The following is a 25,606-nucleotide window of genomic DNA, read 5'->3' as shown; positions in this document are numbered from 1 at the left end:
CGCGACAAGCAAGATCAACAAGTAATTCATTTTTAAAGAGAGATAACCATGGCCAAGGGTAAGTTTGAGCGCACCAAGCCGCACGTGAACGTGGGCACGATCGGTCACGTCGACCACGGCAAGACGACGCTGACGGCGGCACTGACGAAGGTGGGCGCGGAGCGTTTCGGCGGCGAGTTCAAGGCGTACGACGCGATCGACGCGGCGCCGGAAGAGAAGGCTCGCGGCATCACGATCTCGACGGCGCACGTGGAGTACGAAAGCCCGAACCGTCACTACGCGCACGTGGACTGCCCGGGCCACGCCGACTACGTGAAGAACATGATCACGGGTGCGGCGCAGATGGACGGCGCGATTCTGGTGTGCTCGGCCGCTGACGGCCCGATGCCGCAGACGCGCGAGCACATCCTGCTGTCGCGCCAGGTGGGCGTGCCGTACATCGTCGTGTTCCTGAACAAGGCCGACATGGTGGACGACGCCGAGCTGCTCGAGCTGGTCGAGATGGAAGTTCGCGAGCTGCTGACGAAGTACGAGTTCCCGGGCGACGACACCCCGATCATCAAGGGTTCGGCGCGTCTGGCGCTGGAAGGCGACCAGTCGGAAATCGGCGTGCCGGCGATCCTGAAGCTGGTGGAAGCGCTGGACACGTTCATTCCGGAGCCGGAGCGTGACATCGACAAGCCGTTCCTGATGCCGGTGGAAGACGTGTTCTCGATCTCGGGCCGCGGCACCGTGGTGACCGGCCGTATCGAGCGCGGCATCATCAAGGTCGGCGACGAAATCGAAATCGTCGGTATCCGTCCGACCCAGAAGACGACGGTGACCGGCGTCGAAATGTTCCGCAAGCTGCTGGACCAGGGCCAGGCGGGCGACAACGCGGGCCTGCTGCTGCGCGGCACCAAGCGTGACGACGTGGAGCGCGGCCAGGTGCTGGCGAAGCCGGGTTCGATCACCCCGCACACCGAGTTCGAGGCCGAGGTGTACGTGCTGTCGAAGGACGAGGGCGGCCGTCACACCCCGTTCTTCAAGGGCTACCGTCCGCAGTTCTACTTCCGCACCACGGACATCACCGGTGCGGTGCAGCTGCCGGAAGGCGTCGAGATGGTCATGCCGGGCGACAACATCAAGATGGTCGTGCAGCTGATCAACCCGGTGGCGATGGACGAAGGCCTGCGCTTCGCGATCCGCGAAGGCGGTCGCACCGTCGGCGCCGGCGTCGTGGCGAAGATCGTCAAGTAAGTGATGCCAGCCCCGGGTGCTTCGGCATCCGGGGTCGGCCAAAGCCTTATCCGACAGGGTGGGGCGATGGCAAGCTGAACAAGGTCGCCTCAACTGGCCGTCTGCTACCCGCGCGCTTGCATAGGCTGTGGATATCCGGTTAGAATGCACGACCACTGCGATCAACTTCCTCGTGGAGTTGGCCGCAACCAGCGAAATGAGGTGCAGGATGCGCCTCGTATTCGCCAGACAGGGACATGTCGCACGGCGCGCTCCGTACGTTCCGGGCCTTCGGGCTTCCAAGGAACGCTAAACGGAGCTCTTCGTGCGTTCTACTCCGTCTGGGCGGACCGGGTAACCGGCCCGCCTTAGTTTTTCAGGCAAGGAAGCTCCGGAGCGAGGGTGCAGCCCCGGGGTATTCGCGTTTTCCAGGGGTTCGGCACACCCAGAGGCCGGCCCGTCGCTCTTTTAACCAAGGAATTCCGTCATGGCGGACCAAAAGATCCGAATCCGGCTGAAAGCGTACGATCATCGCCTGATCGACCGCTCGGCCAGCGAGATCGTCGAGACGGCGAAGCGTACCGGTGCCCAGGTCAAGGGCCCGATCCCGCTGCCGACCAAGATCGAGCGTTACACCATTCTCGTTTCGCCGCACGCCGACAAGGATGCGCGCGACCAGTACGAGACCCGCACGCACAAGCGCGTGCTCGACATCGTCGACCCCAACGACAAGACCGTGGACGCGCTGATGAAGCTCGAGCTCGCGGCTGGCGTTGACGTCCAGATCAAGCTGACCTGAGGCTGCCACCATGACCGCGAAGAAGTATTCGTTGGGCATCGTCGGTCGCAAGGCCGGCATGAGCCGTTTCTTCACTGAAGACGGCAAGTCGGTTCCGGTGACCCTGATCGAGGCGACTCCGAACCGCATCACCCAGATCAAGACCCAGGAATCCGACGGCTACAGCGCCGTGCAGGTGACCGTGGGCGTGCGCCGCGCGGCGCTCATCAACAAGCCGATCGCCGGCCACCTCGCCAAGGCGAAGGTAGAAGCCGGTCGTGGCCTGTGGGAGCTGCGCGTGGAAGACGACCAGATCGGCGGCTTCGAAGTGGGCGGCGAGATCAAGGCCGACATCTTCAGCGCCGGCCAGCTGGTCGACGTCCAGGGCGTCACGAAGGGCAAGGGCTTCCAGGGCACGATCAAGCGCTGGAACTTCACGATGGGCGACGCGACGCACGGTAACTCGCTGTCGCACCGTTCGCCGGGCTCCATCGGTCAGCGCCAGACGCCGGGCCGCGTGTTCCCGGGCAAGAAGATGTCCGGCCACATGGGCGCGGATACCCAGACGACGCAGCGCCTGGAAGTGGTCAAGGTCGACGCCGAGCGCGGCCTGATCGCGATCAAGGGCGCCGTTCCGGGTGCGCCGGGTGGCGACGTCATCGTGCGTCCCTCGAGCAAGGCATAAGGAGAGATGACGATGGAACTCGCCATCACCAATAGCAGCAAGACGCTGTCGGTTTCCGACGCGATCTTCGGCCGCGAATTCAGCGAAGACCTGGTTCACCAGGTGGTCGTTGCGTATCGCAACGCCGGTCGCGCCGGCACCAAGGCACAGAAGACCCGTTCGGAAGTCAACGGCACGACCAAGAAGTCGAAGAAGCAGAAGGGCGGCGGTGCGCGTCACGGCGCGCTGACGGCTCCGATCTTCGTCGGCGGCGGCGTGACCTTCGCGGCCAAGCCGCGCAGCTTCGCGCAGAAGGTCAACCGCAAGATGTACCGCGCCGCGATGGCCGCGATCCTGTCCGAGCTGAACCGCCAGGGCCGCATCATGGTCGTCGAGTCGTTCGACGTCGACGCGCCGAAGACCTCGGGCCTGATCGCCAAGCTGAAGGGCCTGGAAGTCGGTCGTCGTCCGCTGATCGTCACCGAAGACGCCACCGAGAACCTGTACCTCTCGGCTCGCAACCTGCCGTACGTCGAAGTGCGTGACGTCCAGGGTCTGGATCCGGTTGCCCTCGTCGGCGCCGATTCGGTCGTGGTCACCGCCGACGCGGTCAAGAAGATCGAGGAGTGGCTGGCATGAACGAGGCCAAGCTCTACAACATCATCCGTGCGCCGCGCGTGTCCGAAAAGACCGCACGTCTGCAGGAAGTTTCCAACCAATACGTCTTCGAAGTCGCGACGGACGCTACCAAGGCCGACATCAAGGTCGCCGTGGAAAAGCTGTTCGAAGTCAAGGTCGAGGCAGTCAACGTGGTCAACGTGAAGGGCAAGAACAAGTCCTTCAAGTTCCGCTCTGGCAGCCGCGGCGACTGGCGCAAGGCGTACGTGACGCTGGCCGCCGGTCAGTCGATCGACGTGATGGCCAAGGCCTGAGGATAGACCCATGGCATTGATGACTTTCAAGCCCACCTCCGCCGGCCGCCGCAGCGCGGTTCGCGTGGTGACCCCGGGCCTGCACAAGGGCGCGCCGCACGCGGCGCTCGTCGAGAAGCAGGGCAAGACCGGCGGTCGTAACCACCACGGCCGGATCACCACCCGCCACGTCGGCGGTGGTCACAAGCAGCACTACCGCATCATCGACTTCAAGCGCGACAAGGAAGGCATTCCGGCGCGCGTCGAGCGCATCGAGTACGACCCGAACCGCACCGCGCACATCGCGCTGCTGTGCTACGTCGACGGTGAGCGCCGTTACATCATCGCCCCGAAGGGCCTGAAGGACGGCGACCAGGTGATCGCGGGCCGTGACGCCCCGATCAAGGTCGGCAACACGCTGCCGCTGACCAACATTCCGGTCGGTTCGACGGTGCACTGCATCGAGATGAAGCCGGGCAAGGGCGCCCAGCTGGCCCGCGCCGCAGGCGCTGGCGTGCAGCTGATCGCACGCGAGCAGGGCTACGCCACGCTGCGTCTTCGCTCCGGCGAAATGCGCAAGGTGCCGGCCGAGTGCCGCGCCACCATCGGCGAAGTCGGCAACGACGAGCACAACCTTGAGAAGCTCGGCAAGGCCGGCGCCAAGCGTTGGCGCGGTGTTCGCCCGACCGTCCGCGGTGCGGCCATGAACCCGGTCGACCACCCGCACGGCGGTGGTGAGGCCAAGGCCGGCCAGGGTAACCCGCATCCGGTCACCCCGTGGGGTGTGCCGACCAAGGGTTACAAGACCCGCAAGAACAAGCGCACCCAGAAGTTCATCGTGCGCGATCGCAGGAGCTAATCGGCCATGGCACGTTCACTGAAGAAGGGCCCGTTCGTCGACCACCACCTGATCAAGAAGGTGGAAGGCGCGGGCAACAACAAGAAGCCGATCAAGACCTGGTCGCGTCGCTCGATGATCCTGCCGGAGATGGTGGGTTTCACCATCGCCGTGCACAACGGCAAGAACCACATCCCGGTGCTGGTCAACGAGAACATGGTTGGCCACAAGCTTGGCGAGTTCGCCCTGACCCGTACGTTCAAGGGTCACGGCGGCGACAAGAAGTCGGGCAAGTAAGGAGATGACCATGGAAGCGAAAGCCATCCTGCGCACCGCGCGCATCTCCCCGCAGAAGGCCCGCCTGGTCGCAGACCAGGTGCGTGGTCTGTCGGCCGAGCGCGCCGTCAACCTGCTGAAGTTCTCGGACAAGAAGGCTGCCCAGATGATCCGCAAGGTCGTCGAGTCCGCCATCGCCAACGCCGAGAACAACCAGGGCGCCGACATCGACGAGCTCAAGGTCAAGACCATCATGGTGGACGAGGGTCCCGCACTGAAGCGCTTCATGGCGCGTGCGAAGGGCCGCGGCACCCGCATCCTCAAGCGCACCAGCCACATCACTGTGGTTGTGGGCGCGGGCAAGTAAGGCGGAGTCAGACTAATGGGTCATAAAGTTCATCCCACCGGCATCCGCCTGGGCATTGCCAAGGACTGGAATTCCAAGTGGTTTGCCAACAAGAAGCAGTACGCCAATTTCCTGGCGGCGGATCTCAAGGTCCGTGACCTGCTGCGCAAGAAGCTGGCTCAGGCCGGCATCTCCAAGATCTTCATCGAGCGTCCGGCGAACAACGCCCGCGTGACGATCCACACCGCCCGTCCGGGCGTGGTGATCGGCAAGCGCGGCGAGGACATCGAGAAGCTGCGCAAGGAAGTCAGTGCGGTGATGGGCGTTCCGGCGCACATCAACGTCACCGAGGTCCGCAAGCCGGAACTCGACGCGCAGCTGGTCGCCGAGTCGATCGCGCAGCAGCTGGAGCGCCGCATCATGTTCCGCCGCGCCATGAAGCGTGCGGTCGGCAACGCGATGCGCCTGGGTGCCCTGGGCATCAAGGTCAACGTCGCCGGCCGACTGAACGGCGCCGAGATCGCACGTTCGGAGTGGTACCGCGAAGGTCGCGTGCCGCTGCATACGCTGCGTGCCGACATCGACTACGGCTTCGCTGAAGCCAAGACGACGTACGGCATCATCGGCATCAAGGTGTGGGTCTACAAGGGCGAGGTCTTCGACTTCTCCCAGGTCGGCCAGGAAAAGCAGGACGACACGCCGCGTAGCGATCGCGGTGACCGTGGTGACCGCGGTGATCGCAGCGACCGTCCGGGCCGTGGCGCCCGCGAACAGAGGTAATCGACCATGTTGCAACCCAAGCGAACCAAGTACCGCAAGGTACACAAGGGCCGCAATGAGGGCCTGAGCTGGAACGGCAATGCCGTCAGCTTCGGCGAGTACGGCCTGAAGGCGACGGCGCACGGTCAGCTGACCGCGCGCCAGATCGAGGCAGCGCGTCGTTCCATCAGCCGCTACGTCAAGCGCGGCGGCAAGATGTGGATCCGCGTGTTCCCCGACAAGCCGATCACCAAGAAGCCGATCGAAGTCCGAATGGGCTCCGGTAAGGGCAACGTTGAGTACTGGGTCGCCCAGATCCAGCCCGGTCGCATGATTTACGAGATCGAAGGCGTGGCTGAAGACGTGGCGCGTGAAGCGTTCCGCCTGGCCGCCGCGAAGCTCTCGGTGACCACCACTTTCGTTACCCGGACGGTGCGCTAATGGAACTCAAGCAACTGCGCGAGAAGTCGGCTGCCGAGCTCCAGGCCCACCTGGCCGAGCTGCACAAGGAGAGCTTCGCTCTCCGCATGCAGAAGGCCACCGGCCAGCTCGCCAAGACCCATGAGTCCCGCCGCGTGCGCCGCGAGATTGCTCGCGTGAACATGCTGCTCGGCGAAAAGAAGTAAGGACCAAGCCATGACCGACAACAATACAGAGAAGGCTGTCCGCACGGTTGAAGGCCGGGTCGTCAGCAACAAGATGGACAAGACCGTCACCGTGCTCATCGAGCGCCAGGTCAAGCACGCGCTGTACGGCAAGTACATCCGTCGCTCGACCAAGCTCCATGCCCACGACGCCGAGAACGCCTGCAAGGAAGGCGACATCGTGCGTGTGAAGGAGATTGCTCCGATGTCCAAGACCAAGAACTGGAGCGTGGTTGAGATCGTCAGCCGCGCGGCCGAATAAGAGGAGGCTGAGTCATGATCCAGATGCAGAGCTACCTCGATGTGGCCGACAACTCCGGTGCCAAGGAAGTGATGTGCATTAAGGTGCTGGGCGGCTCGAAGCGCCGTTACGCCGGCATCGGCGACATCATCAAGGTCACCGTCAAGGACGCGATCCCGCGTGGCAAGGTCAAGAAGGGCGACGTCTACGACGCCGTCGTCGTGCGTACCCGCAAGGGCGTGCGTCGTCCGGACGGTTCGCTGATCCGCTTCGACGGCAACGCGGCCGTGCTCCTGAACAACAAGCAGGAACCGATCGGTACCCGCATCTTCGGGCCTGTGACCCGCGAGCTGCGTACCGAGAAGTTCATGAAGATCGTCTCGCTCGCTCCTGAAGTGCTCTGAGCGGAGGAATTGATATGAACCGTATCCGCAAGGGCGATCAGGTGATCGTCACCACCGGCAAGGACAAGGGCAAGAAGGGCGAAGTGGTGCGCGTGCTCGGCGAGAAAGTCGTCGTGTCGAACATCAACGTCGTGAAGCGCCATACCAAGCCGAACCCGCAGGCTGGACAGCCTGGTGGCGTGGTCGAGCGCGAAGCGCCGATCCACATTTCCAACGTGATGCTGTTCAACCCGGCCAGTGGCAAGGGTGAGCGCGTTGCTTTCAAGGTGCTGGAGGATGGACGCAAACTGCGTGTGTTCCGCTCCAGCGGTGAGGCGGTTGACGCCTGAGGAATGCTCAAATGACCACGCGTCTTGAAAAGTTCTACAAGGACGAAGTCGTCCCGGCCCTGACCCAGAAGTTCGGTTACAAGAACCCGATGGAAGTGCCGCGTCTGGTGAAGATCACGCTCAACATGGGCGTGGGTGAAGCCGCGACGAACAAGAAGATCCTGGAAAATGCCGTTGCCGATCTGACCAAGATCGCCGGCCAGAAGCCGATCGTGACCAAGTCCCGCGTGTCGGTGGCTTCGTTCAAGATCCGCGACGGCTGGCCGATCGGTTGCAAGGTCACGCTGCGCCGCGCGCACATGTTCGAGTTCCTGGACCGCCTGATCAACATCTCGCTGCCGCGCGTGCGTGACTTCCGCGGCGTGTCGGGTCGTTCGTTCGACGGCCGTGGCAACTACAACATGGGCGTGAAGGAACAGATCATCTTCCCGGAAATCGACTTCGACCAGGTCGACGCCCTGCGCGGCATGGACATCGCGATCACCACGACCGCGAAGACCGACGCCGAAGCCAAGGCCCTGCTGGAAGCCTTCCGCTTCCCGTTCCGCAACTAACTCGAGGATTGAACAATGGCTAAGACCTCCATGGTCAACCGCGAGATCAAGCGGGCGAAGCTGGCCAAGCAGCACGGCGCCAAGCGCGAAGCGCTGAAGAAGATCATCTCCAGCGTGACCGCCTCGTATGAGGAGAAGCTGGAGGCCGCGACCAAGCTGCAGAAGCTGCCGCGCGACTCCTCGCCGAGCCGCCAGCGCAACCGCTGCGAGCTGTCGGGCCGTCCGCGTGGCGTCTACCGCAAGTTCGGCCTCGGCCGCAACATGCTGCGCAAGGCGACCATGAACGGCGACGTCCCGGGTCTGCGCAAGGCCAGCTGGTAACAGTGCGCCGGCAAGTCTGCTAGACTTGCCGGCTCGCTCGCGTCAGGCCCCGGCCGGCAGGGCGGGGCCGCCTCCAGGAACTTTCTTCCTCCTGGCAGGCACTACAACTGAATTCGCAATCCCGCGGATATCGGTGCTACTCATAGGTGCATATACATGAGCATGACTGATCCCATTGCCGACATGCTGGTCCGCATCAAGAATGCGGCGGCTGTCCGGAAGCAGACGGTGAAGATGCCGTCTTCGAAGATCAAGGTGGCCATCGCCAAGGTCCTTAAGGACGAGGGCTACATCCTGGATTCCCGCGTGACCGACGTCGGTGCGGGCAAGTCCGAACTCGAAATCTCGCTGAAGTACTACGAAGGCAAGCCGGTGATCGAGCGCCTCGAGCGCTATTCCCGTTCGGGCCTGCGCCAGTACCGCGGCAAGGCCGCACTGCCGAAGGTCCTCAACGGCCTGGGCATCGCCATCATCTCCACCTCGAAGGGCATCATGACCGATGCGCAGGCGCGCCAGCAGGGCGTCGGCGGTGAGGTTCTGTGCTTCGTGGCCTAAGGGAGGAATAGACCATGTCCCGAGTTGCCAAGAAGCCGATCGCCCTCCCGAAGGGCATCGAACTCAACATCCAGGCCGAGTCGATCAGCGCCAAGGGCCCGAAGGGCACGCTGTCGATCGCCAAGCCGGCGGGCGTCAACGTCGCCGTCGATAACGGCCAGGCCACGTTCTCGACCGACAACCCCGAGCTGATCCCGCTGGCGGGCACGCTGCGCGCGATCCTGGCCAACATGGTCAAGGGCGTCTCCGAAGGCTTCGAGCGCAAGCTCGAGCTGGTCGGCGTCGGCTACCGCGCCTCGATGGCCGGCAAGGACCTGAACCTGGCCCTGGGTTTCTCGCACCCCGTGCTGCTGCAGGCCCCGGCTGGCATCACCATCGCCACGCCGACGCAGACCGAAATCGTGGTCAGCGGCGCCGACAAGCAGCAGGTCGGTGAGTTCGCCGCCAAGATCCGCGGTGTCCGTCCGCCGGAGCCCTACAAGGGCAAGGGTGTGAAGTACGCCGGCGAAGTCATCATCCGCAAGGAAGCCAAGAAGGCCTAACCGGGCTTTCAGCTTTCGGAGACAAGAACATGAACAAGAACATCGCTCGCCTGCGTCGCGCCAAGTCGACCCGTGCACACATCCGCGAACTCGGCGTGCCGCGCCTGTCGGTGCTGCGCACCGGCCAGCACCTGTACGCCCAGGTCTTCACTGCCGACGGCTCCAAGGTCCTGGCTGCCGCCTCGACCGTGCAGTCCGACGTCAAGGACGGCCTGAAGAGCGGCAAGAACGCCGAAGCCGCCGCCAAGGTCGGTCGCATCATCGCCGAGAAGGCCAAGGCTGCCGGCGTCGAGAAGGTCGCGTTCGACCGCTCGGGCTACCGTTACCACGGCCGCATCAAGGCACTCGCCGATGCTGCCCGTGAGGGTGGTCTGCAGTTCTGATGCCTTGAAGGTGTGGGGCTGCGGCCCCACGCCTTGATTTCGTCCTGCCGGCGCGGGGTGCGCCGGGCGCGTCCACGGATTCCCGTGAACGCGATGCATCCGCTGCACATCACAACGATAAGCGGCCAAGCCGCAAATCCCTCAACTACAGAGCAATCGAAATGGCAGAAGAACAACGTGCACCGCGGGGTCGTGATCGCGACCGTAACCGCGAAGAGATCGACGACGGCATGATCGAGAAGCTGATCGCGGTCAACCGCGTCAGCAAGACCGTCAAGGGCGGTCGCCAGTTCACCTTCACCGCGCTGACGGTGGTGGGCGACGGCAACGGCAAGGTCGGCTTCGGCTACGGCAAGGCGCGCGAAGTGCCGGTCGCCATCCAGAAGTCGATGGAGTACGCCCGCAAGTCGATGGCCAACGTCGACCTGAACAACGGCACCCTGTGGCACTCGGTCAAGGCCGGCCACGGCGCCGCCCGCGTGTTCATGCAGCCCGCTTCCGAAGGTACCGGCGTGATCGCCGGTGGCGCGATGCGCGCTGTCCTCGAAGCCGTCGGCGTGAAGAACGTGCTGGCCAAGGCCGTCGGTTCGCGTAACCCGATCAACCTGGTCCGCGCCACCCTGAAGGGCCTGTCCGACATGCACTCGCCGGCCAAGATCGCGGCCAAGCGCGGCAAGAAGGTGGAGGACCTGGTCAATGGCTAAGAATCAAGCCAACAACGGCGGCACCGTGAAGGTGCGCCTGGTCAAGGGTCTGCGTGGCACCCAGTCGCGTCACCGCCTGTCGGTGCGTGCGCTGGGCCTGAACAAGCTCAACGACGTGCGTGAACTGAAGGACAGCCCGCAGGTGCGTGGCCTGATCAATCAGCTCCATTACCTCGTCCGAGTCGAGGAGTAATCAAGATGCGTCTCAACACTCTGCAACCCGCTGACGGCGCCCGCAAGGAGCGCACCCGCGTCGGTCGCGGTATCGGTTCGGGCCTGGGCAAGACTGCCGGCCGCGGCCACAAGGGTTCGTTCGCGCGCTCGGGCAAGGGCAAGATCAAGGCTGGCTTCGAAGGCGGCCAGATGCCCATGCAGCGCCGCCTGCCGAAGATCGGCTTCCGTTCGAAGCTGTCGAAGGACACCGCCGAAGTGCTGCTGTACCAGCTGGACAAGCTGGAAGCTGGCGACGTCGACTTCGCAGCGCTGAAGGCCGCCAAGCTGGTGCCGAGCACCGCCAAGCAGGCCAAGATCGTGAAGAAGGGCGAGCTGACCAAGAAGTTCGTGCTGAAGGGCGTGGCCGCTACGGCCGGTGCCAAGGCCGCCATTGAGGCGGCCGGCGGCAAGGTCGAGGAGTAATCGGCGAATGGCGCGCAGCGGTAGCAACGCGGTTGCCGGTATCGGCGGCGGACTCGGTAAGTTCACCGAGCTCCGCCAGCGCCTGCTGTTCGTCGTCGGTGCCCTGATCGTCTACCGCATCGGTTGCTATATCCCGGTGCCGGGCGTCAATCCGCAGGCGATGCTCCAGCTGATGGAGACCCAGAAGGGCACCATCGTGGACATGTTCAACATGTTCTCCGGTGGCGCCCTCCATCGCTTCAGTCTGTTCGCGCTGAACGTGATGCCGTACATCTCGGCGTCGATCATCGTGCAGTTGCTGGTGCAGATCGTGCCGAGCCTGAAGGCCATCCAGAAGGAAGGCGAGTCGGGCCGTCGCAAGATCAACCAGTGGTCGCGCATGGGTGCGATTCCCTTGGCCGTGTTCCAGGCTTGGGGCATCGCCACGGCGCTGCAGGCCGGTGGCGCGAGCCAGGGCATCCAGGTGGTCTACAACCCGGGTCCGGGCTTCATCCTGACCGCGGTGATCGCCCTGACGGCGGGCACCATGTTCCTGATGTGGCTCGGTGAGCAGGTGACCGAGCGCGGCATCGGCAACGGTGTGTCGCTGATCATCTTCGCCGGCATCGTGGCCGGTCTGCCGGCGGCCGTCATCGGCATGTTCGAGCAGATCCGCAACGGCGACATGGGCGCCCTGACGGCCATCGGCGTGGTGGCGATCGTCCTGATCTTCACGTACCTGGTGGTGTTCGTCGAGCGCGGACAACGGCGAATTACGGTCAACTACGCCCGCCGTCAGGGTGGTCGTAGCGCCTACATGAACCAGTCGTCGTTCCTGCCGCTCAAGCTCAACATGGCGGGTGTGATCCCGGCCATCTTCGCCTCGAGCATCGTGATGTTCCCGGCGACGGCGGCCAACTGGTTCAGCCAGGGCAACACCGGGTCGTTCCTGCATCGGGCCAGCCAGTGGCTGAATCCGGGCGAGCCGCTCCACATGATCCTGTACGCGGGATTGATCGTCGGTTTTGCGTTCTTCTACACCGCGCTGGTGTTCAACTCGCAGGAAACCGCCGATAATCTCAAGAAGTCGGGCGCGCTGATTCCGGGCATCCGTCCGGGCAAGGCGACGGCCGACTATATCGACGGCGTGCTGACCCGCCTGACGGCGGCCGGCGCGGTCTATCTGGTGGTGGTGTGCCTCCTTCCGGAGGTCATGCGCACTAAAATGGGCACCTCGTTCTACTTCGGCGGCACCTCGCTGCTGATCGTGGTCGTGGTTGTCATGGATTTCATCGCCCAGATCCAGGCTCATCTGATGTCGCATCAGTACGAGAGCCTGCTGAAGAAGGCGAACTTGAAGGGCGGCTCGCGCGGCGGTCTCGCGCGCGGGTGATTCCGGACCGTTCCGCGCGCCAGAGTAGCGCGCGGGGCCGGGCAGGGCGGGTTTCCGCGTTGTTCGGCCAGTCCGGTTTCGTCGCCGGAGCATGGGCACACTCCCCATGCCGGGCACTGCCGCGTCCCCCGGGATGCGGCAGGGCTTCCTATTAACCCGAGACCGAGTTACAATTTCCAGTTCACTCCGCCGGGATTAATCCGTCCCGGCCGCCAAACCAGTTGGAGATCGCGTTATGGCGCGTATTGCGGGCGTCAATCTGCCTGCCCAGAAGCATGTCTGGGTCGGGCTGCAAAGCATCTACGGCATCGGCCGTACTCGTTCGAAAAAGGTCTGTGATGCCGCTGGCGTCACCTCGACCACCAAGATCCGCGACCTGTCCGAGCCCGAAGTCGAGCGCCTGCGCGCCGAAGTCGGCAAGTACGTGGTCGAGGGCGACCTGCGTCGTGAGGTCGGCATCGCCATCAAGCGCCTGATGGACCTGGGCTCCTATCGTGGCCTGCGTCACCGTCGCGGCCTGCCGCTGCGTGGCCAGCGCACCCGTACCAATGCACGTACCCGGAAGGGTCCGCGCAAGGCCATCAAGAAGTAAGGACTTAGACCATGGCTAAGCCGGCTGCTGCCAAGACCAAGAAGAAGATCAAGCGTGTCGTCACCGACGGCATCGCCCACGTCCACGCTTCTTTCAACAACACCATCGTCACGATCACCGACCGCCAGGGCAATGCGCTGTCGTGGGCGACCTCGGGCGGCGCGGGTTTCCGCGGTTCCCGCAAGTCGACCCCGTTCGCCGCACAGGTCGCCGCCGAAAAGGCCGGCCGCGCTGCGCTGGACTACGGCGTGAAGTCGCTGGAAGTCCGCATCAAGGGCCCGGGTCCGGGTCGTGAGTCTGCCGTTCGTTCGCTCAACAACGTCGGCTACAAGATCATCAACATCATCGACGTGACGCCGATCCCGCACAACGGGTGCCGTCCGCCGAAAAAGCGTCGCGTCTGAGGAGCTGAAAGAACATGGCTCGTTATATTGGTCCCACCTGTAAGCTCGCCCGTCGCGAAGGCGCCGACCTCGGCCTGAAGTCGTCGGCCCGTGCTCTCGACTCCAAGTGCAAGCTGGAGCAGAAGCCCGGCCAGCACGGCCCGACCGCCCGCAAGGGCAAGCTGTCCGACTACGCCACCCAGCTGCGCGAGAAGCAGAAGGTCAAGCGTATCTACGGTCTGCTGGAGCGTCAGTTCCGCAACTACTACAAGAAGGCCTCGAACAAGAAGGGCAACACGGGTGAAAACCTGCTGCAGCTCCTCGAGACCCGTCTGGACAACGTCGTCTACCGCATGGGCTTTGCGGTGACCCGTCCGGCCGCGCGCCAGCTGGTGTCGCACCGTGGCGTCACGGTCAACGGCAAGTCCGTGAACCTGCCGTCGTACCAGGTCAAGGCTGGCGACGCGATCGCGCTGGCCGAGCGTGCCCAGAAGCAGCTCCGCGTGCAGGAATCCCTGACCGTGGCGCAGCAGATGGACCTCTCGCCGTCGTGGGTTGAAGTCGACAGCAAGAAGTTCGCTGGCGTGTTCAAGGCTGTTCCGGATCGTGCCGACTTGCCGGCAGACATCAACGAAGCGCTGATCGTCGAGCTGTACTCGAAGTAATCCAGGAGACGCCAACACATGACGGTTACCGCAAACCAGGTGCTGCGCCCGCGCGGCCCCCAGATCGAGCGCCTTACGGGCAACCGTGCCAAGGTCGTCATCGAGCCGCTGGAGCGTGGCTACGGCCATACGCTCGGCAATGCGCTGCGCCGCGTGCTGCTGTCGTCGATCCCGGGCTTCGCAATCACGGAAGTCGAGATCGATGGCGTGCTGCACGAGTACACCACGGTCGAAGGCCTGCAGGAAGACGTGCTTGAGGTTCTGCTGAACCTCAAGGACGTCGCGATCCGCATGCACACCGGCGAGTCGGCGACGCTGTCGCTGGCCAAGCAGGGTCCCGGCATCGTCACCGCCGGCGACATCAAGACCGACCACAACGTCGAGATCCTCAACACCGAGCATGTGATCGCGCACCTGACCAAGGACACCGCGCTCAACATGCGTCTGAAGATCGAGCGTGGCTTCGGCTACCAGCCGGCCGCCGCGCGTCGTCGTCCGGACGAGGAAACCCGCGCCATCGGTCGCCTGATGCTGGATGCCAGCTTCTCGCCGGTCCGCCGCGTCGCGTATGCGGTGGAAGCCGCCCGCGTCGAGCAGCGTACCGACCTCGACAAGCTGGTCCTCGACATCGAGACCAACGGCACGATCGACGCCGAGGAAGCCGTCCGCACCGCGGCCGACATCCTCACCGACCAGCTGTCGGTGTTCGGCGACTTCACCCACCGCGACCGCGGTGCGTCGAAGCCGGCCACCAGCGGCATCGATCCGATCCTGCTGCGTCCGATCGACGACCTCGAACTGACCGTTCGTTCGGCCAACTGCCTCAAGGCCGAGAGCATCTACTACGTCGGCGATCTGATCCAGAAGACCGAAGTCGAGCTGCTCAAGACCCCGAACCTCGGCAAGAAGTCGCTCACCGAGATCAAGGAAGTCCTCGCCCAGCGCGGTCTTTCCCTTGGCATGAAGCTCGAGAACTGGCCGCCGGCGGGAATCGCTTCCCACGGCATGATGGGGTAAGCATCGGAGATTGCGCGGCACTGCCGCGCGCCGATGCGAACGACCGGTCAGGATGATCGGGCCGGGCTCTCCGGAGCCCACCACACACCGCCAGGGATGGCAGCAGCAGTGTTTCAAATGCGGCGCTCCTCATACGGGCGCCGCATCTGCCGACGGGGCCCGAGTCCCGCGGTTATCCGGCCAGGGAGCGGTCGGTTCGGACCATCCGCAGTCCAAGTTGCAGCGCCTGGATGGCGACAGCGAAATCCAACGTCCCAACATTCAACAGGAATCACCGCCATGCGCCACCAGAAAGCCGGCCGCAAGTTCAGCCGTACCAGTGCCCATCGCGATGCCATGTTCACCAACATGGCCGCTTCGCTGATCAAGCACGGTCTCATCCGTACCACCCTGCCGAAGGCCAAGGAGCTGCGTCGCGTCGCCGAGCCGCTCATCACCCTCGCCAAGGTCGATGGCGTTGCCAACCGCCGCCTTGCCTTCTCGCGTCTGCGCGACAAGGAAGCCGTGGGCACGCTGTTCACCACCCTCGGCCCGCGTTACCAGGCCCGTCCGGGCGGCTACGTGCGCATCCTCAAGTGCGGTTTCCGCGCTGGCGACAATGCGCCGATGGCCTACGTCGAACTGGTCGACCGTCCGGAAGCCGCTGCGGAGTAATCCGCTCGCGCGACGACGTTTCAGCGTCGACGAACGACACGTCAAACCCCGGCTCCGGCCGGGGTTTTGCTTTATCGGGACCGGGCGACCCGAATGCGGATGCGCCGAAGCGTGGCCGTATCGCGAAGAACGGTGGACGCAACGCCGTGCAGGCTGGCCGCGAGCCCGTTAAGCTTGCGCACCATGACGACGTCTCTCCTGCGCGGTTCGTTCCGTACCCAGTTCCTGATCGGTTTCCTCGCCTGTGCCGGCCTGCTGGCCTATGCGTTCTACGCGCAGTTGCACGACGGGCTCGAACCGTGCCCGCTGTGCATCTTCCAGCGCGTCGCGTTCTTCGCGCTCGGTCTGGTTTTCCTGGCTGGTGCGCTGCATGGGCCCAAGGGCAGCCGCGGACGTCGTACCTATGGCGTGCTAGCGATGATCGCCTCGATCGCGGGCATCGCCGTCGCCGGCAATCACGTGCGCCTGCAGCACCTGCCGCCGGATCAGGTTCCTGCCTGCGGCCCCGGCCTGGACTACATGCTCGAAGCCATGCCGATCACCGGCGTCATCCGCAAGGTGATGACCGGTTCGGGTGAGTGCGCCAACGTCGACTGGACCTTCCTGGGACTGTCGATGCCGGCATGGAGCCTGGTGTGGTTCGTCGCGCTGGCGATCTGGGCGGCATACGCGGCCTTCCGTCGCCGCTGAGCGCGTTCTCTTCCGTATCCCGGGCCCATCGTGGCGGTCCGGGGCGGTTGCCGCTGTAACGGTTGCAGGCCGCCCCGCGAGCGCCCATAGTGGTTCGCCGCATTGCAGCATCGTGTCATGCCCACCGACCGCACCCTCCGCGCCGTGAACCTGCCTGCCGACTGGGCGCCTCAGTCCTGGCGCAACCGCACCGCCCTGCAGTTGCCGCAGTATCCGGACGCGACCGCGCTCGAGTCGGCGCTGAGCGAGCTTCGTTCGCTGCCGCCGCTGGTGACCTCGTGGGAGATCCTCTCGCTGAAGCAGCAACTGGCCGACGCGCAGGAAGGCAAGCGCTTCCTGCTGCAGGGCGGCGACTGCGCCGAGAGCTTCGACGCCTGCTCGTCCGACGTCATTTCCAACCGCCTCAAGGTCCTGCTGCAGATGAGCCTCGTGCTCGTGCACGGCCTGCGCAAGCCGGTGGTGCGCGTGGGGCGTTTCGCAGGCCAGTACGCCAAGCCGCGTTCGGCCGACGCCGAGACCATCGGCGAGGTCACGCTGCCGAGCTACCGCGGCGACATGGTCAACGGACCGGAGTTCACCGCGGCTGCGCGCACTCCCGATCCGCGCCGCATGATCAAGGCGCATGCGCGCTCGGCGATGACGATGAACTTCGTCCGTGCGCTGATCGACGGCGGCTTCGCCGACCTGCATCACCCCGAGTACTGGAACCTCAGCTGGGTCGGCCATTCGCCGCTCGCCGACGAATACCGCCGCATGGTCACCGCCATCGGCGATGCCGTGCGCTTCATGGAAACGCTGTCGGGCAGCGAGGTGCACAACCTCAATCGCGTCGACTTCTACACCTCGCACGAAGCGCTGCTGCTGCCGTACGAGGAATCGCTCACGCGCCAGGTGCCGCGACACTGGGGCTGGTTCAACCTGAGCACGCACTACCCGTGGATCGGCATGCGCACCGCCGCGGTCGACGGCGCGCACGCGGAGTACTTCCGCGGCATCCGCAATCCGATCGCGCTGAAGGTCGGTCCGTCGGTGACGCCGGACCAGCTGCTCCGTACGATCGATCTGCTCAATCCCGAGGACGAGCCGGGCCGGTTGACCTTCATCCACCGCATGGGCGCGTCCGGCATTGCCGACAAGCTGCCGCCGCTGCTGGATGCGGTGCGTCGCGACGGTCGTCGCGTGCTGTGGGTGTGCGATCCGATGCACGGCAACACCGAGAGCACCAGCAACGGCTACAAGACGCGTCGCTTCCGAAACATCCGCAGCGAGCTGGAACAGGCGTTCGAGCTGCACGCGGCGGCCGGTACCCGCCTGGGCGGCGCGCATCTGGAGCTCACCGGCGAAGATGTCACCGAATGCCTCGGCGGTGCGCGCGAGCTCACCGAGAGCGATCTGGAACGCGCCTACAAGTCCACCGTCGATCCGCGCCTGAACTACGAACAGGCGCTGGAGATCGCGATGCTGATCGTGCGCAAGCAGGCGCAGATCGCCGCGCCGGCGTAAGCGCGTCCTTGCCGGACGTCGATACGAAAAGGCCCGCTTGCGCGGGCCTTTTTCTTTTCTCTTTCCTGTCCCGCGTCAGCCTTTGGTCGGGCCGAGTGGCGCGGTGGCGAGGAACTTCGGCGGCTTGCGCGCGTGTGTCTTCTGCTCGAACGCGTACGCCAGTTCGATCAGGCGCGGCTCGCTCCAGGCCGGGCCCATGAAGACGATGCCCATCGGCAGACCGAAGTAATCGCCCATCGGCACGGTGACGCTGGGCGTGCCGGCGACGGCGGCAGCGCCGTAACCTTCGCCGAGGAAATGGTCGCCGTTGACCGGATCGATCAGCCACGCCGGGGCGGTGGCCGGTGCGACGATCGCGTCCAGCTTCGACGTCGCGATCGTGGCTTCGATGCCTTCCGCGCCGGCCAGTCGGCGCGCCTTGCTGCGCGCATCGATGTAGGCGATTTCGTCGAGCGAGCCCTTGGCCTGCGCGCGTTCGAACAACTCCTGCGCGAAGAACGGCATCTCGGTCTTGTCGTTGCGGCGGTTGAATTCGATCAGTGCTTCCAGCGAATTCACAGTCGCACCGCTGCGCGAGAGGTAGGCGTTCAGGCCGTGCTTGAACTCGTACAACAGCACGTCCATCTCGGCGTCGTTCCACTGGCCGGAGGTGGCGAGTTCCACGTCGACGATTTCCGCGCCGGCCTGGCGCATCGCCTCGAGGCTGCGTTCCATCGCGGCGTCGGCGCCGGGATGGAAGCCCATGCCCTTGCGCAGCACGCCGATGCGCGCGCCGCGCAGGCCATCGCGGTTGAGGCGCGCGTGATAGTCGAAGATCGCGCGACCGGTGCTTTCGGCCGTGGCCGGATCGCCTTCGTTGGGACCAACGATCGCCGACAGCAGGATCGCCGCGTCGGCGACGGTGCGTGCCATCGGGCCGGCGGTGTCCTGACTGTGCGAGATCGGGATGATGCCGTTGCGGCTCACCAGTCCGACGGTTGGCTTGATGCCGACCAGTCCGGCCACCGACGACGGACAGATGATGCTGCCGTCGGTCTCGGTGCCGATGGATGCGGCGGCGAGGCTGGCCGCGATCGCGCTGCCGCTGCCGGAGCTGGAGCCGCACGGCGAGCGGTCCAGCGCGTAGGGATTGCGGGTCTGGCCGCCGCGCGCGCTCCAGCCGGAGCTCGATCGCGACGAACGGAAGTTCGCCCACTCGCTGAGGTTGGTCTTGCCCAGGATCACCGCGCCGGCGTCGCGCAGGCGCGCAACCAGGAAGGCGTCGGTGCGCGGATGGTGCGAGGCGAGGGCGAGCGAGCCGGCCGAGTTCACCATCGGCGTGGCGTCGATGTTGTCCTTCAGCAGCACCGGCACGCCGTGCAGCGGGCCACGCACGCGACCGGCCTTGCGCTCGGCATCGCGCGCGTCGGCTTCCTTGAGCGCGTCGGGATTGGTCTGGATCACCGCGTTGAGGCGCGGACCGGCGTCGTCGATCGCGGCGATGCGGTCCAGGTACGCCTGCGTGAGTGCGTGGCTGGTCAGTTCGCCACGGCCCATGCGCGCCTGCAGTTCATCGATGCCGACCTCGGCGAAGGCGAACTTTCCGGCAGCCGGTTTGGCTTCGGGCTTCTTCGCGGCCGTCGGTTTGGCATTGGCGGTGGCCGGCGCTTCGAAGCGCTGGCAGGCAGGCAACAAGGCGAGCAGCGTTGCCAGCGGCAACGCCTTCAGAAGCAAAGAGCGCATTGCGATTCCCCGGTCGCGGATGGCTGGACCGAGCATACGCCATTCAGCTTGGCGAAGGCGAATCAGTGGCGACGCTTGAACAGATCCCGTGCCAGCACTGCGACGACGATCAAATTGATCACCAGCACCGCGGTCGACACCCAGCCTGGATGGCGGAACATCGCGTAGACGTCGAGCGGCAGGTAGATCGCTGCGCTGATGCAGCCCAGCCACGATGCCCATGCCTTCGCGCGCCAGAGGCCCCACGCTTCGAGCATGCGCAGCAGGCCGTAGGCGAACACCGCCGCCGCGGCCAGGTGCACGCTGTCGGGATTGATCGTGTTGGACAACCACGCCAGCGCGCCCTGGTTCGGGTCGAGCTGGAATCGGACCATCAGGTCATGGACCCAGCGCAGCAGCGGGGCGGGGCCGAGCAGTTCCAGCCCGCTGGCGGCGAACAGCGCCAGCAGGCCCTTGGCCGCTTCGAAGATCGCGATGACGTGCAGGCCCGGATGGGCGTGCGGGTCGGGGTTGTAGTGGGCGGCCTCGGTCATGGCGTGATCAGACCGGCGACCGCCCGGATGGTTTCCGCGATGTCAGGCCGCACGCGACGCGCGCTTGCGATCGGTCTCCGTGCGCAGCTTCTTGCGCAGGCGGATCGCCTTCGGCGTGACTTCGACCAGCTCGTCGTCGTCGATGAATTCCAGCGCCTGCTCCAGCGAGAACTTGATCGGCGGGATCAGGCCTTCGTCGTCGTCCTTGCCGGCGGCGCGGAAGTTGGTCAGCTGCTTGCCGCGCAGGGCGTTGACGGTGAGGTCGTTGTCCTTGGCATTGATGCCAAGGATCTGGCCTTCGTAGATCTCCTCACCCGGCTCGATGAACAGACGACCGCGCTCCTGCATGGCCGCCTGCGCGTAGGCGGGCGACGGGCCGGTGCCGTTGGAGATCAGCACGCCGTTGATGCGCTGGCCGATCGAACCCTCGGTCTTCGGGCCGTAGTGGTCGAAGACGTGGAACAGCAGGCCGGTGCCGGCAGTGAGCGTGCGGAACTCGGTCTGGAAACCGATCAGGCCGCGCGCCGGAATGATGTAGTCCAGGCGCACGCGACCCTTGCCGTCCGGCTCCATGTTCTGCAGCAGCGCCTTGCGCTCGCCCAGGCGGCCCATCACGCCGCCCTGGAACTGCTCTTCCATGTCGACCACCAGCGATTCGTACGGCTCCTGCATCACGCCGTCGATTTCCTTGATGATCACTTCCGGACGCGACACGGCCAGCTCGTAGCCCTCGCGGCGCATGTTCTCGATCAGGATCGACAGGTGCAGCTCGCCGCGGCCGGAGACCTTGAACTTGTCGGCGTCCTGCGTGTCCTCGACCTTCAGCGCGACGTTGTGCTGCGTTTCGCGGGTCAGGCGATCGCGCAGCTGGCGCGAGGTCAGGAACTTGCCGCCGCTGCGATCCTTCACGCCGGCGAACGGCGAGTCGTTGACCTGGAAGGTCATCGAGATCGTCGGCTCGTCGACGGTCAGGACCGGCAGCTGCTCGACCGCGGCCGGATCGCACAGCGTGTCGGAGATGCCCAGGCTTTCGATGCCCGAGAAGGCGATGATGTCGCCGGCCTGCGCCTCGCCGACTTCCACGCGCTCCAGGCCCATGAAACCGAGCACCTGCAGCACCTTTGCATTACGGGTCTTGCCGTCCGGCGCGATCACGGTGACCGGCTGGTTGGTCTTGACCTTGCCGCGCTGGATGCGGCCCACGCCGATGATGCCGACGTAGTTGTTGTAGTCCAGCGAGGTGACGCGCATCTGGAACGGGCCTTCCGGATCGACCGGCGGTGCCGGGACGTGCTCGCAGATGGCTTCGAACAGCGGGGTCATGTCGCCGCCGCGCACGTCCTCGGTCATGCCGGCGTAGCCCTGCAGGCCGGAAGCGTAGACGGTGGTGAAATCGAGCTGGTCGTCGGTCGCACCGAGGCGGTCGAACAGGTCGAAGGTCTGGTCCAGCACCCAGCTGGCGCGCGCGCCCGGGCGGTCGACCTTGTTGACCACGACGATCGGCTTGAAACCCATCGCGAAGGCCTTCTGGGTGACGAAGCGCGTCTGCGGCATCGGGCCGTCCATCGCGTCGACCAGGATCAGCACCGAATCGACCATCGACAGCACGCGCTCGACCTCGCCGCCGAAGTCGGCGTGGCCAGGGGTGTCGACGATGTTGATGCGCCAGGTCTCGTTGGTCTTGGGATTCGTCCAGCGGATGGCAGTGTTCTTCGACAGGATCGTGATGCCACGTTCCTTTTCGATGTCGTTGCTGTCCATGACGCGGTCCGGGACGGCAGCGCGCTCGCTGAGGGTGCCAGACTGCTTGAGCAGCTGGTCGACAAGCGTCGTCTTGCCATGGTCGACGTGGGCGACGATGGCGATGTTGCGCAGGCGTTCTACGGACTGGGAAGCGGACATGGTGATGGGGCGCCGGAACGGCGCTCGTTCGGAAAAGGAAGCCTGACAGTATACCGGGCCTGAGGCGACTTCGCCCTGTTCAGCTGAACATTCCCCGCAACCCTTGTGAGGCGGGCCCGCCGCCGCCATGTGGGCCCTCGAATGCGGGAATTCCTCCCCCAGCCCAACGTCCAGGAGAGACGCTCATGAGCCTCATCGCCACCTTCGACACCGAGCGCGGTCCGATCCGCATCGAACTCGCCGCCGACAAGGCGCCGCTGACCGTCGCCAATTTCGTGAACCTGGCCCAGCGCGGCTTCTATGACGGGCTCAACTTCCACCGCGTCATCAACGACTTCATGGTCCAGGGCGGCTGCCCGCAGGGCACCGGCACCGGCGGCCCGGGCTACCGTTTCGAGGACGAGACCCGTACCGGCCTGAGCCACGAGCGCGGTGTCCTGTCGATGGCCAATGCCGGCCCCGGCACCAACGGCAGCCAGTTCTTCATCACCCACGTGCCGTGCCCGTGGCTGGACGGCAAGCACACGGTGTTCGGCAAGGTGATCCAGGGCCAGGAGATCGTCGACAGCGTGAAGCAGGGCGACAAGATCAACTCGGTGAAGATCGAAGGCGACGTCGATGGCGCGCTGGCCGCCAAGGCCGACCGCGTCGCCGAGTGGAACAAGACGCTCGACGCGAACGCGCGCCCCTGATCGCCGCGTTTCGCAGCAATCCATCGCCGCGAAAAACGAACGCCCCTCTCCGCGGAGAGGGGCGTTGTCGTTTCCGGGGGCGTGCGAGGTGTCAGTTCACGAAGCGCATGCTGTCGAGCATGTGGTTCACCTGCTCCACGTCGCGGGCGTAGTAGTGCTCGCTCGGCGCGGTCCAGATCAGCGAGGTCAGCTTGCCGCGGCGTTCGACCACGGCGACCGTGCCCTTGTAGTTCAGACCCGAAGTGCTGGCCATCGTCACGTCGAAGCGCACGCCGTCGGTATCGCCGAAACGGTGCGGACGCATGGAGGTTGCGGTGACGTTGACCGAACCCTGTTCGCGGATGCCGTCGAGGACCAGGTCGCGCAGTTCGTCAGGGCGCATGCCGGGACGGAACCACGGGCCGTCCGGCTTGGACGCGCGTTCCTTGCGCGCCATGAAGACGTGCTCGTTCGGCTTTACCTGCGAATAGATGCGCAGCAGGTTGAGGTTGGTGCCGTCGATGGTCCACGACTCGTTGCGCGGCCCCTTGATGCGCGCCCAGTCGAGCTGGCTGTCGAGCTGCATGTCGAACACGGTCGAGGAACCGGCGCGCTGCAGCGAATTGCTCGCGCACGATGCGAGCGAGAGCGCCAGCACGGCGGTGCAGAGCAGTCGGAAGGCGGTGGATTTCACGGAGTGGTCTCCATCTGCGAAAGGGTGGATTCGATGAAGCTGCGATCGGAGGCGTTCGGTTCGAGCGTCAGGTAGCGGCGGAACGCATCCGCGGCGGCGGTGCGCTCGCCGTGATCGCGCAGCGCGTAACCGTGTTCGCGCCACGCGGCGGGCGGCGTGCCGGCCTGGCCGACGGATTCGGCGTAGTAGCGCGCGGCGGTGGTGCGATCGTCGTTCCTGCCGCGCTGACGGTAGGCCTCGGCGAGGAAGAACGAATACAGCGCCGCGTCCTGCGGATCGGCCTGCGCCTTGAGCTCGCCGATCGCCTGGATCGAGGTGTCGTAGGTGCGCCGCGACAGTTCCGCGTCCAGCCAGTGCTCCAGGTGCGGTCGGATCGCGGCCTGGTAGGCCTCGCGCCCGATGTCCTTCTGCGTTCCCTGGAACGCCTTGGCCGCGGCGGCGGTGTCCTCGAGGCGTTCGGCGGTGTTGGGATGGCTGGCGAACGCCGGCCACGGCTTCGGTCGCCGGCTGGCCTGTTCCTCGCGAAGCAGCCGTCCCCAGATCTCCGCGCCCGCGTCCGGGTCGTAGCCGCGCCCGGTGGCCTGGGTGAAACCGATGCGGTCGGCCTCGCGTTCCATGTCGCGCGAGAACTTCGACACCGTGGCCATGCCGCCCAGCTGCGCGACCACCGACACCACGCTGAAACCCGACAGCACCGTGAAAGTCGACAGGAACGCGGTGGTGTTCTTGGCCTTGTTCCAGTAGCGCAGGCTGTGGCGCTGGCGGAAATGCGCGAACTCGTGGCCCAGCACCAGCGCCAGTTCGGCTTCGTCCTGCATGCGCAGCAGTGCGCCGGTGAACACGATCATGGTGCCGTTTGGCGCCATCGACGCGTTGAAGACCGGCACGTCGACCACGTACACGCGCAGGTCGTGGCAGTGCTCCTGCGCGACCTTGCACGCGACGTCGTAGACGTAGCGGTTCAGCGCGGGATCCCTGACCAGCAGCGGCGAGCTCTTCAGATCCCGCTCGGCCTGGTCCATGCCATACCAGAGCTCGGATTCGGTGCTGTTGGGCGCGGGGCGTTCGCCCGGCATGATCGGTGCCGGCGTGCCGGCGTATGCCGTCGAAGTGAACAATCCCGCGCACAGCAGCGCACGGGCGAGGCGGCTCACCGGGGCATGTCCCGCAGCAGCTGCATCGCCGTGGCGTTGGCGCCGCTCTGGTCGCGCAGGTCGCCGCTCTGCTTGGCCATCAGGTTGAACCACACCACCTGGCCGGTGCGCAGGTCGACCAGCGTCGCCACGCCGACCTGCGCGCCGCCGCCGATGTCGAGATAGGTGCCCATCGCGAAGCCCGCCAGCATGGTCAACGCACGCAGCGCCGCACGACCGCCGCTGGTGTAGGAATCGCGCACGTAGGTGAACAGGGCGTAGTCCGCACCGGTCGCCTGCTGCAGTTCCGTCACGCCCGGGCCGAGCGTCCAGTCCATGCGCGGGCGGCCCTTGGCGTCCTTCTTGGTCGCCAGCACGCTGCCGGCGGCGGAGTACTGCGAGATGCTCATCGCCACCGCCTCGTTGAGGCGGATGATCTGGCCCATTCGCGAGTCGGCCGGCAGGTCGTCGGGGATCTCGAAATCCGCCTTCTGCTGGATGTTCAGGTTGCCCAGACGCGTGCGCACGGCCTGCGGGTACAGCTTGCGCGCGGCCTCGGACCATTCCTTGCGCGGTTCGGTCAGGCCGCCGGCGGTTACAAGGCTGAGCTCGATGTCCGGTTCGATCACGACCACGCTGCCCTGGATCCGCAGGGCGTGTCCGGCGGCGTCGGTGGCGATGCGCACCTGCGCGGCTGCGGGCAGGCACCACAGGGCCGCGGTCAGCACGACGGCGAACGTTCGCAGGGCGAGGGCTCTCATGATGTCCTTCTCATGACGGTGGGAAGGCGCCGACCCTAGGGGGGCGCAGCTTCCGGCGGTATACGAACTTTTCGGGAGTCGAGCGGAAACATCGGCATGCGGGCGAGCATCGCCCTGCAGTCGGCTGCAAGCGCAGGTCATCTGGTTTTCCCCTGTTGGCGTCATTGCCTACATTCGCCGGCCGTTGCGGCCGGACGAATCCCCGGCGGCA

At 65.4% G+C, this 25,606-nt stretch carries 37 protein-coding genes; 31 read left to right on the top strand and 6 right to left on the bottom strand.

The window, feature by feature from the left end:
- Positions 1-48 precede the first annotated feature (48 nt).
- From tuf to FOF45_RS01940, 30 genes are all read left to right on the top strand, one after another.
- The gene (gene tuf / locus FOF45_RS02085) at positions 49-1,239 is read left to right on the top strand and encodes an elongation factor Tu (RefSeq protein ID WP_158982374.1); all 1,191 of its coding nucleotides are present in this window, start codon (positions 49-51) and stop codon (positions 1,237-1,239) included.
- A gap of 466 nt (positions 1,240-1,705) precedes the next feature.
- On the top strand, positions 1,706-2,017 hold the full coding sequence (gene rpsJ, locus FOF45_RS02080) for a 30S ribosomal protein S10 (protein ID WP_036137876.1): 312 nt from the start codon (positions 1,706-1,708) through the stop codon (positions 2,015-2,017).
- A gap of 10 nt (positions 2,018-2,027) precedes the next feature.
- Entirely contained in the window at positions 2,028-2,681 is a 654-nt protein-coding gene (gene rplC, locus FOF45_RS02075) for a 50S ribosomal protein L3 (RefSeq protein ID WP_158982373.1), read from the top strand.
- Between the two features lie 12 nt (positions 2,682-2,693).
- A complete protein-coding gene (gene rplD, locus FOF45_RS02070; protein WP_158982372.1) occupies positions 2,694-3,299 on the top strand; it encodes a 50S ribosomal protein L4 in 606 nt (201 codons plus the stop codon).
- Complete coding sequence (gene rplW / locus FOF45_RS02065) at positions 3,296-3,592, top strand: 50S ribosomal protein L23 (RefSeq protein WP_158982371.1); 297 nt, start codon at positions 3,296-3,298, stop codon at positions 3,590-3,592. The genes rplD and rplW overlap by 4 nt, the downstream gene beginning before the upstream one ends.
- A gap of 10 nt (positions 3,593-3,602) precedes the next feature.
- A complete protein-coding gene (gene rplB, locus FOF45_RS02060) occupies positions 3,603-4,430 on the top strand; it encodes a 50S ribosomal protein L2 (protein WP_158982370.1) in 828 nt (275 codons plus the stop codon).
- A 6-nt stretch (positions 4,431-4,436) separates the two neighbouring features.
- Positions 4,437-4,706, top strand: coding sequence for a 30S ribosomal protein S19 (gene rpsS / locus FOF45_RS02055; RefSeq protein WP_158982369.1), 270 nt, complete (start codon positions 4,437-4,439; stop codon positions 4,704-4,706).
- Between the two features lie 10 nt (positions 4,707-4,716).
- Positions 4,717-5,052 (top strand): 50S ribosomal protein L22, encoded by a 336-nt coding sequence (rplV, locus tag FOF45_RS02050; protein WP_158982368.1) that lies wholly within the window; start codon positions 4,717-4,719, stop codon positions 5,050-5,052.
- Between the two features lie 15 nt (positions 5,053-5,067).
- On the top strand, positions 5,068-5,811 hold the full coding sequence (rpsC, locus tag FOF45_RS02045; protein ID WP_158982367.1) for a 30S ribosomal protein S3: 744 nt from the start codon (positions 5,068-5,070) through the stop codon (positions 5,809-5,811).
- Between the two features lie 6 nt (positions 5,812-5,817).
- A complete protein-coding gene (gene rplP, locus FOF45_RS02040; protein WP_055902334.1) occupies positions 5,818-6,231 on the top strand; it encodes a 50S ribosomal protein L16 in 414 nt (137 codons plus the stop codon).
- Entirely contained in the window at positions 6,231-6,416 is a 186-nt protein-coding gene (gene rpmC / locus FOF45_RS02035) for a 50S ribosomal protein L29 (protein ID WP_137835389.1), read from the top strand. Before rplP ends, rpmC begins: the two co-directional genes overlap by 1 nt.
- Before the next feature lie 10 nt (positions 6,417-6,426).
- Positions 6,427-6,696 carry a 30S ribosomal protein S17 gene (gene rpsQ, locus FOF45_RS02030; RefSeq protein ID WP_158982366.1) on the top strand — a complete coding sequence of 90 codons (270 nt, stop codon included), beginning with the start codon at positions 6,427-6,429 and terminating at the stop codon, positions 6,694-6,696.
- Positions 6,697-6,710: 14 nt separating this feature from the next.
- Positions 6,711-7,079: a 50S ribosomal protein L14 gene (rplN, locus tag FOF45_RS02025; RefSeq protein WP_056136003.1), complete on the top strand. Its 369-nt coding sequence runs from the start codon at positions 6,711-6,713 to the stop codon at positions 7,077-7,079.
- 14 nt (positions 7,080-7,093) lie between these two features.
- The gene (gene rplX, locus FOF45_RS02020) at positions 7,094-7,408 is read left to right on the top strand and encodes a 50S ribosomal protein L24 (protein ID WP_158982365.1); all 315 of its coding nucleotides are present in this window, start codon (positions 7,094-7,096) and stop codon (positions 7,406-7,408) included.
- A gap of 11 nt (positions 7,409-7,419) precedes the next feature.
- The gene (gene rplE / locus FOF45_RS02015) at positions 7,420-7,962 is read left to right on the top strand and encodes a 50S ribosomal protein L5 (protein WP_158982364.1); all 543 of its coding nucleotides are present in this window, start codon (positions 7,420-7,422) and stop codon (positions 7,960-7,962) included.
- A 15-nt stretch (positions 7,963-7,977) separates the two neighbouring features.
- Positions 7,978-8,283 carry a 30S ribosomal protein S14 gene (gene rpsN / locus FOF45_RS02010; RefSeq protein ID WP_158982363.1) on the top strand — a complete coding sequence of 102 codons (306 nt, stop codon included), beginning with the start codon at positions 7,978-7,980 and terminating at the stop codon, positions 8,281-8,283.
- A 156-nt stretch (positions 8,284-8,439) separates the two neighbouring features.
- On the top strand, positions 8,440-8,838 hold the full coding sequence (gene rpsH / locus FOF45_RS02005; RefSeq protein WP_158982362.1) for a 30S ribosomal protein S8: 399 nt from the start codon (positions 8,440-8,442) through the stop codon (positions 8,836-8,838).
- A gap of 14 nt (positions 8,839-8,852) precedes the next feature.
- Positions 8,853-9,380, top strand: coding sequence for a 50S ribosomal protein L6 (rplF, locus tag FOF45_RS02000; protein ID WP_158982361.1), 528 nt, complete (start codon positions 8,853-8,855; stop codon positions 9,378-9,380).
- Positions 9,381-9,409: 29 nt separating this feature from the next.
- Positions 9,410-9,763: a 50S ribosomal protein L18 gene (gene rplR / locus FOF45_RS01995; RefSeq protein WP_158982360.1), complete on the top strand. Its 354-nt coding sequence runs from the start codon at positions 9,410-9,412 to the stop codon at positions 9,761-9,763.
- 161 nt (positions 9,764-9,924) lie between these two features.
- Positions 9,925-10,467, top strand: coding sequence for a 30S ribosomal protein S5 (gene rpsE / locus FOF45_RS01990; RefSeq protein WP_158982359.1), 543 nt, complete (start codon positions 9,925-9,927; stop codon positions 10,465-10,467).
- A complete protein-coding gene (gene rpmD, locus FOF45_RS01985) occupies positions 10,460-10,660 on the top strand; it encodes a 50S ribosomal protein L30 (RefSeq protein WP_158982358.1) in 201 nt (66 codons plus the stop codon). Before rpsE ends, rpmD begins: the two co-directional genes overlap by 8 nt.
- Positions 10,660-11,103, top strand: a complete 444-nt coding sequence (gene rplO, locus FOF45_RS01980; RefSeq protein WP_199244528.1) for a 50S ribosomal protein L15 — start codon at positions 10,660-10,662, stop codon at positions 11,101-11,103. The genes rpmD and rplO overlap by 1 nt, the downstream gene beginning before the upstream one ends.
- Positions 11,104-11,110: 7 nt before the next feature.
- Complete coding sequence (gene secY / locus FOF45_RS01975) at positions 11,111-12,475, top strand: preprotein translocase subunit SecY (RefSeq protein ID WP_158982356.1); 1,365 nt, start codon at positions 11,111-11,113, stop codon at positions 12,473-12,475.
- A gap of 235 nt (positions 12,476-12,710) precedes the next feature.
- Positions 12,711-13,067 (top strand): 30S ribosomal protein S13, encoded by a 357-nt coding sequence (gene rpsM, locus FOF45_RS01970; protein ID WP_158982355.1) that lies wholly within the window; start codon positions 12,711-12,713, stop codon positions 13,065-13,067.
- An 11-nt stretch (positions 13,068-13,078) separates the two neighbouring features.
- Positions 13,079-13,471 (top strand): 30S ribosomal protein S11, encoded by a 393-nt coding sequence (gene rpsK, locus FOF45_RS01965; protein WP_158982354.1) that lies wholly within the window; start codon positions 13,079-13,081, stop codon positions 13,469-13,471.
- 14 nt (positions 13,472-13,485) lie between these two features.
- On the top strand, positions 13,486-14,115 hold the full coding sequence (gene rpsD, locus FOF45_RS01960) for a 30S ribosomal protein S4 (protein ID WP_158982353.1): 630 nt from the start codon (positions 13,486-13,488) through the stop codon (positions 14,113-14,115).
- Positions 14,116-14,133: 18 nt separating this feature from the next.
- A complete protein-coding gene (locus tag FOF45_RS01955) occupies positions 14,134-15,132 on the top strand; it encodes a DNA-directed RNA polymerase subunit alpha (RefSeq protein WP_158982352.1) in 999 nt (332 codons plus the stop codon).
- Positions 15,133-15,411: 279 nt separating this feature from the next.
- Positions 15,412-15,786, top strand: coding sequence for a 50S ribosomal protein L17 (rplQ, locus tag FOF45_RS01950; protein WP_158982351.1), 375 nt, complete (start codon positions 15,412-15,414; stop codon positions 15,784-15,786).
- A gap of 183 nt (positions 15,787-15,969) precedes the next feature.
- Positions 15,970-16,476 carry a disulfide bond formation protein B gene (locus tag FOF45_RS01945; RefSeq protein WP_158982350.1) on the top strand — a complete coding sequence of 169 codons (507 nt, stop codon included), beginning with the start codon at positions 15,970-15,972 and terminating at the stop codon, positions 16,474-16,476.
- Positions 16,477-16,593: 117 nt separating this feature from the next.
- Positions 16,594-17,979, top strand: a complete 1,386-nt coding sequence (locus tag FOF45_RS01940; protein ID WP_158982349.1) for a class II 3-deoxy-7-phosphoheptulonate synthase — start codon at positions 16,594-16,596, stop codon at positions 17,977-17,979.
- A gap of 75 nt (positions 17,980-18,054) precedes the next feature.
- Here the strand turns inward: FOF45_RS01940 and FOF45_RS01935 are convergent, their stop codons facing one another.
- The 3 genes from FOF45_RS01935 to typA all read right to left on the bottom strand — a co-directional run bounded on the left by FOF45_RS01935 (position 18,055) and on the right by typA (position 22,136).
- Positions 18,055-19,701: an amidase gene (locus FOF45_RS01935; protein WP_158982348.1), complete on the bottom strand. Its 1,647-nt coding sequence runs from the start codon at positions 19,699-19,701 to the stop codon at positions 18,055-18,057.
- A gap of 62 nt (positions 19,702-19,763) precedes the next feature.
- On the bottom strand, positions 19,764-20,234 hold the full coding sequence (locus FOF45_RS01930; RefSeq protein WP_158982347.1) for a DUF2127 domain-containing protein: 471 nt from the start codon (positions 20,232-20,234) through the stop codon (positions 19,764-19,766).
- A gap of 42 nt (positions 20,235-20,276) precedes the next feature.
- Positions 20,277-22,136, bottom strand: coding sequence for a translational GTPase TypA (gene typA, locus FOF45_RS01925; protein WP_158982346.1), 1,860 nt, complete (start codon positions 22,134-22,136; stop codon positions 20,277-20,279).
- A 185-nt stretch (positions 22,137-22,321) separates the two neighbouring features.
- On the opposite strand from typA, the gene FOF45_RS01920 reads away from it, so the two are divergent.
- Entirely contained in the window at positions 22,322-22,828 is a 507-nt protein-coding gene (locus tag FOF45_RS01920; RefSeq protein ID WP_158982345.1) for a peptidylprolyl isomerase, read from the top strand.
- A gap of 91 nt (positions 22,829-22,919) precedes the next feature.
- On the opposite strand, the gene FOF45_RS01915 is transcribed toward FOF45_RS01920, so the two are convergent.
- The 3 genes from FOF45_RS01915 to FOF45_RS01905 are packed head-to-tail and all read right to left on the bottom strand — an operon-like array spanning position 22,920 to position 25,395.
- A complete protein-coding gene (locus tag FOF45_RS01915; RefSeq protein ID WP_158982344.1) occupies positions 22,920-23,501 on the bottom strand; it encodes a hypothetical protein in 582 nt (193 codons plus the stop codon).
- Entirely contained in the window at positions 23,498-24,655 is a 1,158-nt protein-coding gene (locus tag FOF45_RS01910) for a M48 family metallopeptidase (RefSeq protein WP_158982343.1), read from the bottom strand. The genes FOF45_RS01915 and FOF45_RS01910 overlap by 4 nt, the downstream gene beginning before the upstream one ends.
- The gene (locus tag FOF45_RS01905; protein ID WP_158982342.1) at positions 24,652-25,395 is read right to left on the bottom strand and encodes a hypothetical protein; all 744 of its coding nucleotides are present in this window, start codon (positions 25,393-25,395) and stop codon (positions 24,652-24,654) included. Before FOF45_RS01905 ends, FOF45_RS01910 begins: the two co-directional genes overlap by 4 nt.
- Positions 25,396-25,606 lie beyond the last annotated feature (211 nt).

The organism is Lysobacter panacisoli (genome assembly GCF_009765165.1).
In the GTDB taxonomy this organism is placed as follows: Bacteria; Pseudomonadota; Gammaproteobacteria; order Xanthomonadales; family Xanthomonadaceae; genus Lysobacter_J; species Lysobacter_J panacisoli.
This window is presented reverse-complemented; position numbering and strand designations above follow the sequence as displayed.

What these genes read in the sequence shown, in the direction of transcription:
- rplN (WP_056136003.1), top strand. Translation starts at nt 6,711, where the DNA reads ATGATCCAGATGCAGAGCTACCTCGATGTGGCCGACAACTCCGGTGCC.
- FOF45_RS01930 (WP_158982347.1), bottom strand. Translation starts at nt 20,234, where the DNA reads ATGACCGAGGCCGCCCACTACAACCCCGACCCGCACGCCCATCCGGGC.
- rplR (WP_158982360.1), top strand. Translation starts at nt 9,410, where the DNA reads ATGAACAAGAACATCGCTCGCCTGCGTCGCGCCAAGTCGACCCGTGCA.
- rpsN (WP_158982363.1), top strand. Translation starts at nt 7,978, where the DNA reads ATGGCTAAGACCTCCATGGTCAACCGCGAGATCAAGCGGGCGAAGCTG.
- rplQ (WP_158982351.1), top strand. Translation starts at nt 15,412, where the DNA reads ATGCGCCACCAGAAAGCCGGCCGCAAGTTCAGCCGTACCAGTGCCCAT.
- rplX (WP_158982365.1), top strand. Translation starts at nt 7,094, where the DNA reads ATGAACCGTATCCGCAAGGGCGATCAGGTGATCGTCACCACCGGCAAG.
- rpsM (WP_158982355.1), top strand. Translation starts at nt 12,711, where the DNA reads ATGGCGCGTATTGCGGGCGTCAATCTGCCTGCCCAGAAGCATGTCTGG.
- rpsJ (WP_036137876.1), top strand. Translation starts at nt 1,706, where the DNA reads ATGGCGGACCAAAAGATCCGAATCCGGCTGAAAGCGTACGATCATCGC.
- rplW (WP_158982371.1), top strand. Translation starts at nt 3,296, where the DNA reads ATGAACGAGGCCAAGCTCTACAACATCATCCGTGCGCCGCGCGTGTCC.
- rpsQ (WP_158982366.1), top strand. Translation starts at nt 6,427, where the DNA reads ATGACCGACAACAATACAGAGAAGGCTGTCCGCACGGTTGAAGGCCGG.
- rplF (WP_158982361.1), top strand. Translation starts at nt 8,853, where the DNA reads ATGTCCCGAGTTGCCAAGAAGCCGATCGCCCTCCCGAAGGGCATCGAA.
- rplC (WP_158982373.1), top strand. Translation starts at nt 2,028, where the DNA reads ATGACCGCGAAGAAGTATTCGTTGGGCATCGTCGGTCGCAAGGCCGGC.
- FOF45_RS01935 (WP_158982348.1), bottom strand. Translation starts at nt 19,701, where the DNA reads ATGCGCTCTTTGCTTCTGAAGGCGTTGCCGCTGGCAACGCTGCTCGCC.
- rplD (WP_158982372.1), top strand. Translation starts at nt 2,694, where the DNA reads ATGGAACTCGCCATCACCAATAGCAGCAAGACGCTGTCGGTTTCCGAC.
- typA (WP_158982346.1), bottom strand. Translation starts at nt 22,136, where the DNA reads ATGTCCGCTTCCCAGTCCGTAGAACGCCTGCGCAACATCGCCATCGTC.
- rpsS (WP_158982369.1), top strand. Translation starts at nt 4,437, where the DNA reads ATGGCACGTTCACTGAAGAAGGGCCCGTTCGTCGACCACCACCTGATC.
- tuf (WP_158982374.1), top strand. Translation starts at nt 49, where the DNA reads ATGGCCAAGGGTAAGTTTGAGCGCACCAAGCCGCACGTGAACGTGGGC.
- FOF45_RS01905 (WP_158982342.1), bottom strand. Translation starts at nt 25,395, where the DNA reads ATGAGAGCCCTCGCCCTGCGAACGTTCGCCGTCGTGCTGACCGCGGCC.
- rplB (WP_158982370.1), top strand. Translation starts at nt 3,603, where the DNA reads ATGGCATTGATGACTTTCAAGCCCACCTCCGCCGGCCGCCGCAGCGCG.
- rpsC (WP_158982367.1), top strand. Translation starts at nt 5,068, where the DNA reads ATGGGTCATAAAGTTCATCCCACCGGCATCCGCCTGGGCATTGCCAAG.
- rplV (WP_158982368.1), top strand. Translation starts at nt 4,717, where the DNA reads ATGGAAGCGAAAGCCATCCTGCGCACCGCGCGCATCTCCCCGCAGAAG.
- rpsK (WP_158982354.1), top strand. Translation starts at nt 13,079, where the DNA reads ATGGCTAAGCCGGCTGCTGCCAAGACCAAGAAGAAGATCAAGCGTGTC.
- rpmC (WP_137835389.1), top strand. Translation starts at nt 6,231, where the DNA reads ATGGAACTCAAGCAACTGCGCGAGAAGTCGGCTGCCGAGCTCCAGGCC.
- rplE (WP_158982364.1), top strand. Translation starts at nt 7,420, where the DNA reads ATGACCACGCGTCTTGAAAAGTTCTACAAGGACGAAGTCGTCCCGGCC.
- rpmD (WP_158982358.1), top strand. Translation starts at nt 10,460, where the DNA reads ATGGCTAAGAATCAAGCCAACAACGGCGGCACCGTGAAGGTGCGCCTG.
- rpsH (WP_158982362.1), top strand. Translation starts at nt 8,440, where the DNA reads ATGAGCATGACTGATCCCATTGCCGACATGCTGGTCCGCATCAAGAAT.
- rplP (WP_055902334.1), top strand. Translation starts at nt 5,818, where the DNA reads ATGTTGCAACCCAAGCGAACCAAGTACCGCAAGGTACACAAGGGCCGC.
- rpsE (WP_158982359.1), top strand. Translation starts at nt 9,925, where the DNA reads ATGGCAGAAGAACAACGTGCACCGCGGGGTCGTGATCGCGACCGTAAC.
- FOF45_RS01955 (WP_158982352.1), top strand. Translation starts at nt 14,134, where the DNA reads ATGACGGTTACCGCAAACCAGGTGCTGCGCCCGCGCGGCCCCCAGATC.
- FOF45_RS01945 (WP_158982350.1), top strand. Translation starts at nt 15,970, where the DNA reads ATGACGACGTCTCTCCTGCGCGGTTCGTTCCGTACCCAGTTCCTGATC.
- secY (WP_158982356.1), top strand. Translation starts at nt 11,111, where the DNA reads ATGGCGCGCAGCGGTAGCAACGCGGTTGCCGGTATCGGCGGCGGACTC.
- rpsD (WP_158982353.1), top strand. Translation starts at nt 13,486, where the DNA reads ATGGCTCGTTATATTGGTCCCACCTGTAAGCTCGCCCGTCGCGAAGGC.
- FOF45_RS01940 (WP_158982349.1), top strand. Translation starts at nt 16,594, where the DNA reads ATGCCCACCGACCGCACCCTCCGCGCCGTGAACCTGCCTGCCGACTGG.
- FOF45_RS01920 (WP_158982345.1), top strand. Translation starts at nt 22,322, where the DNA reads ATGAGCCTCATCGCCACCTTCGACACCGAGCGCGGTCCGATCCGCATC.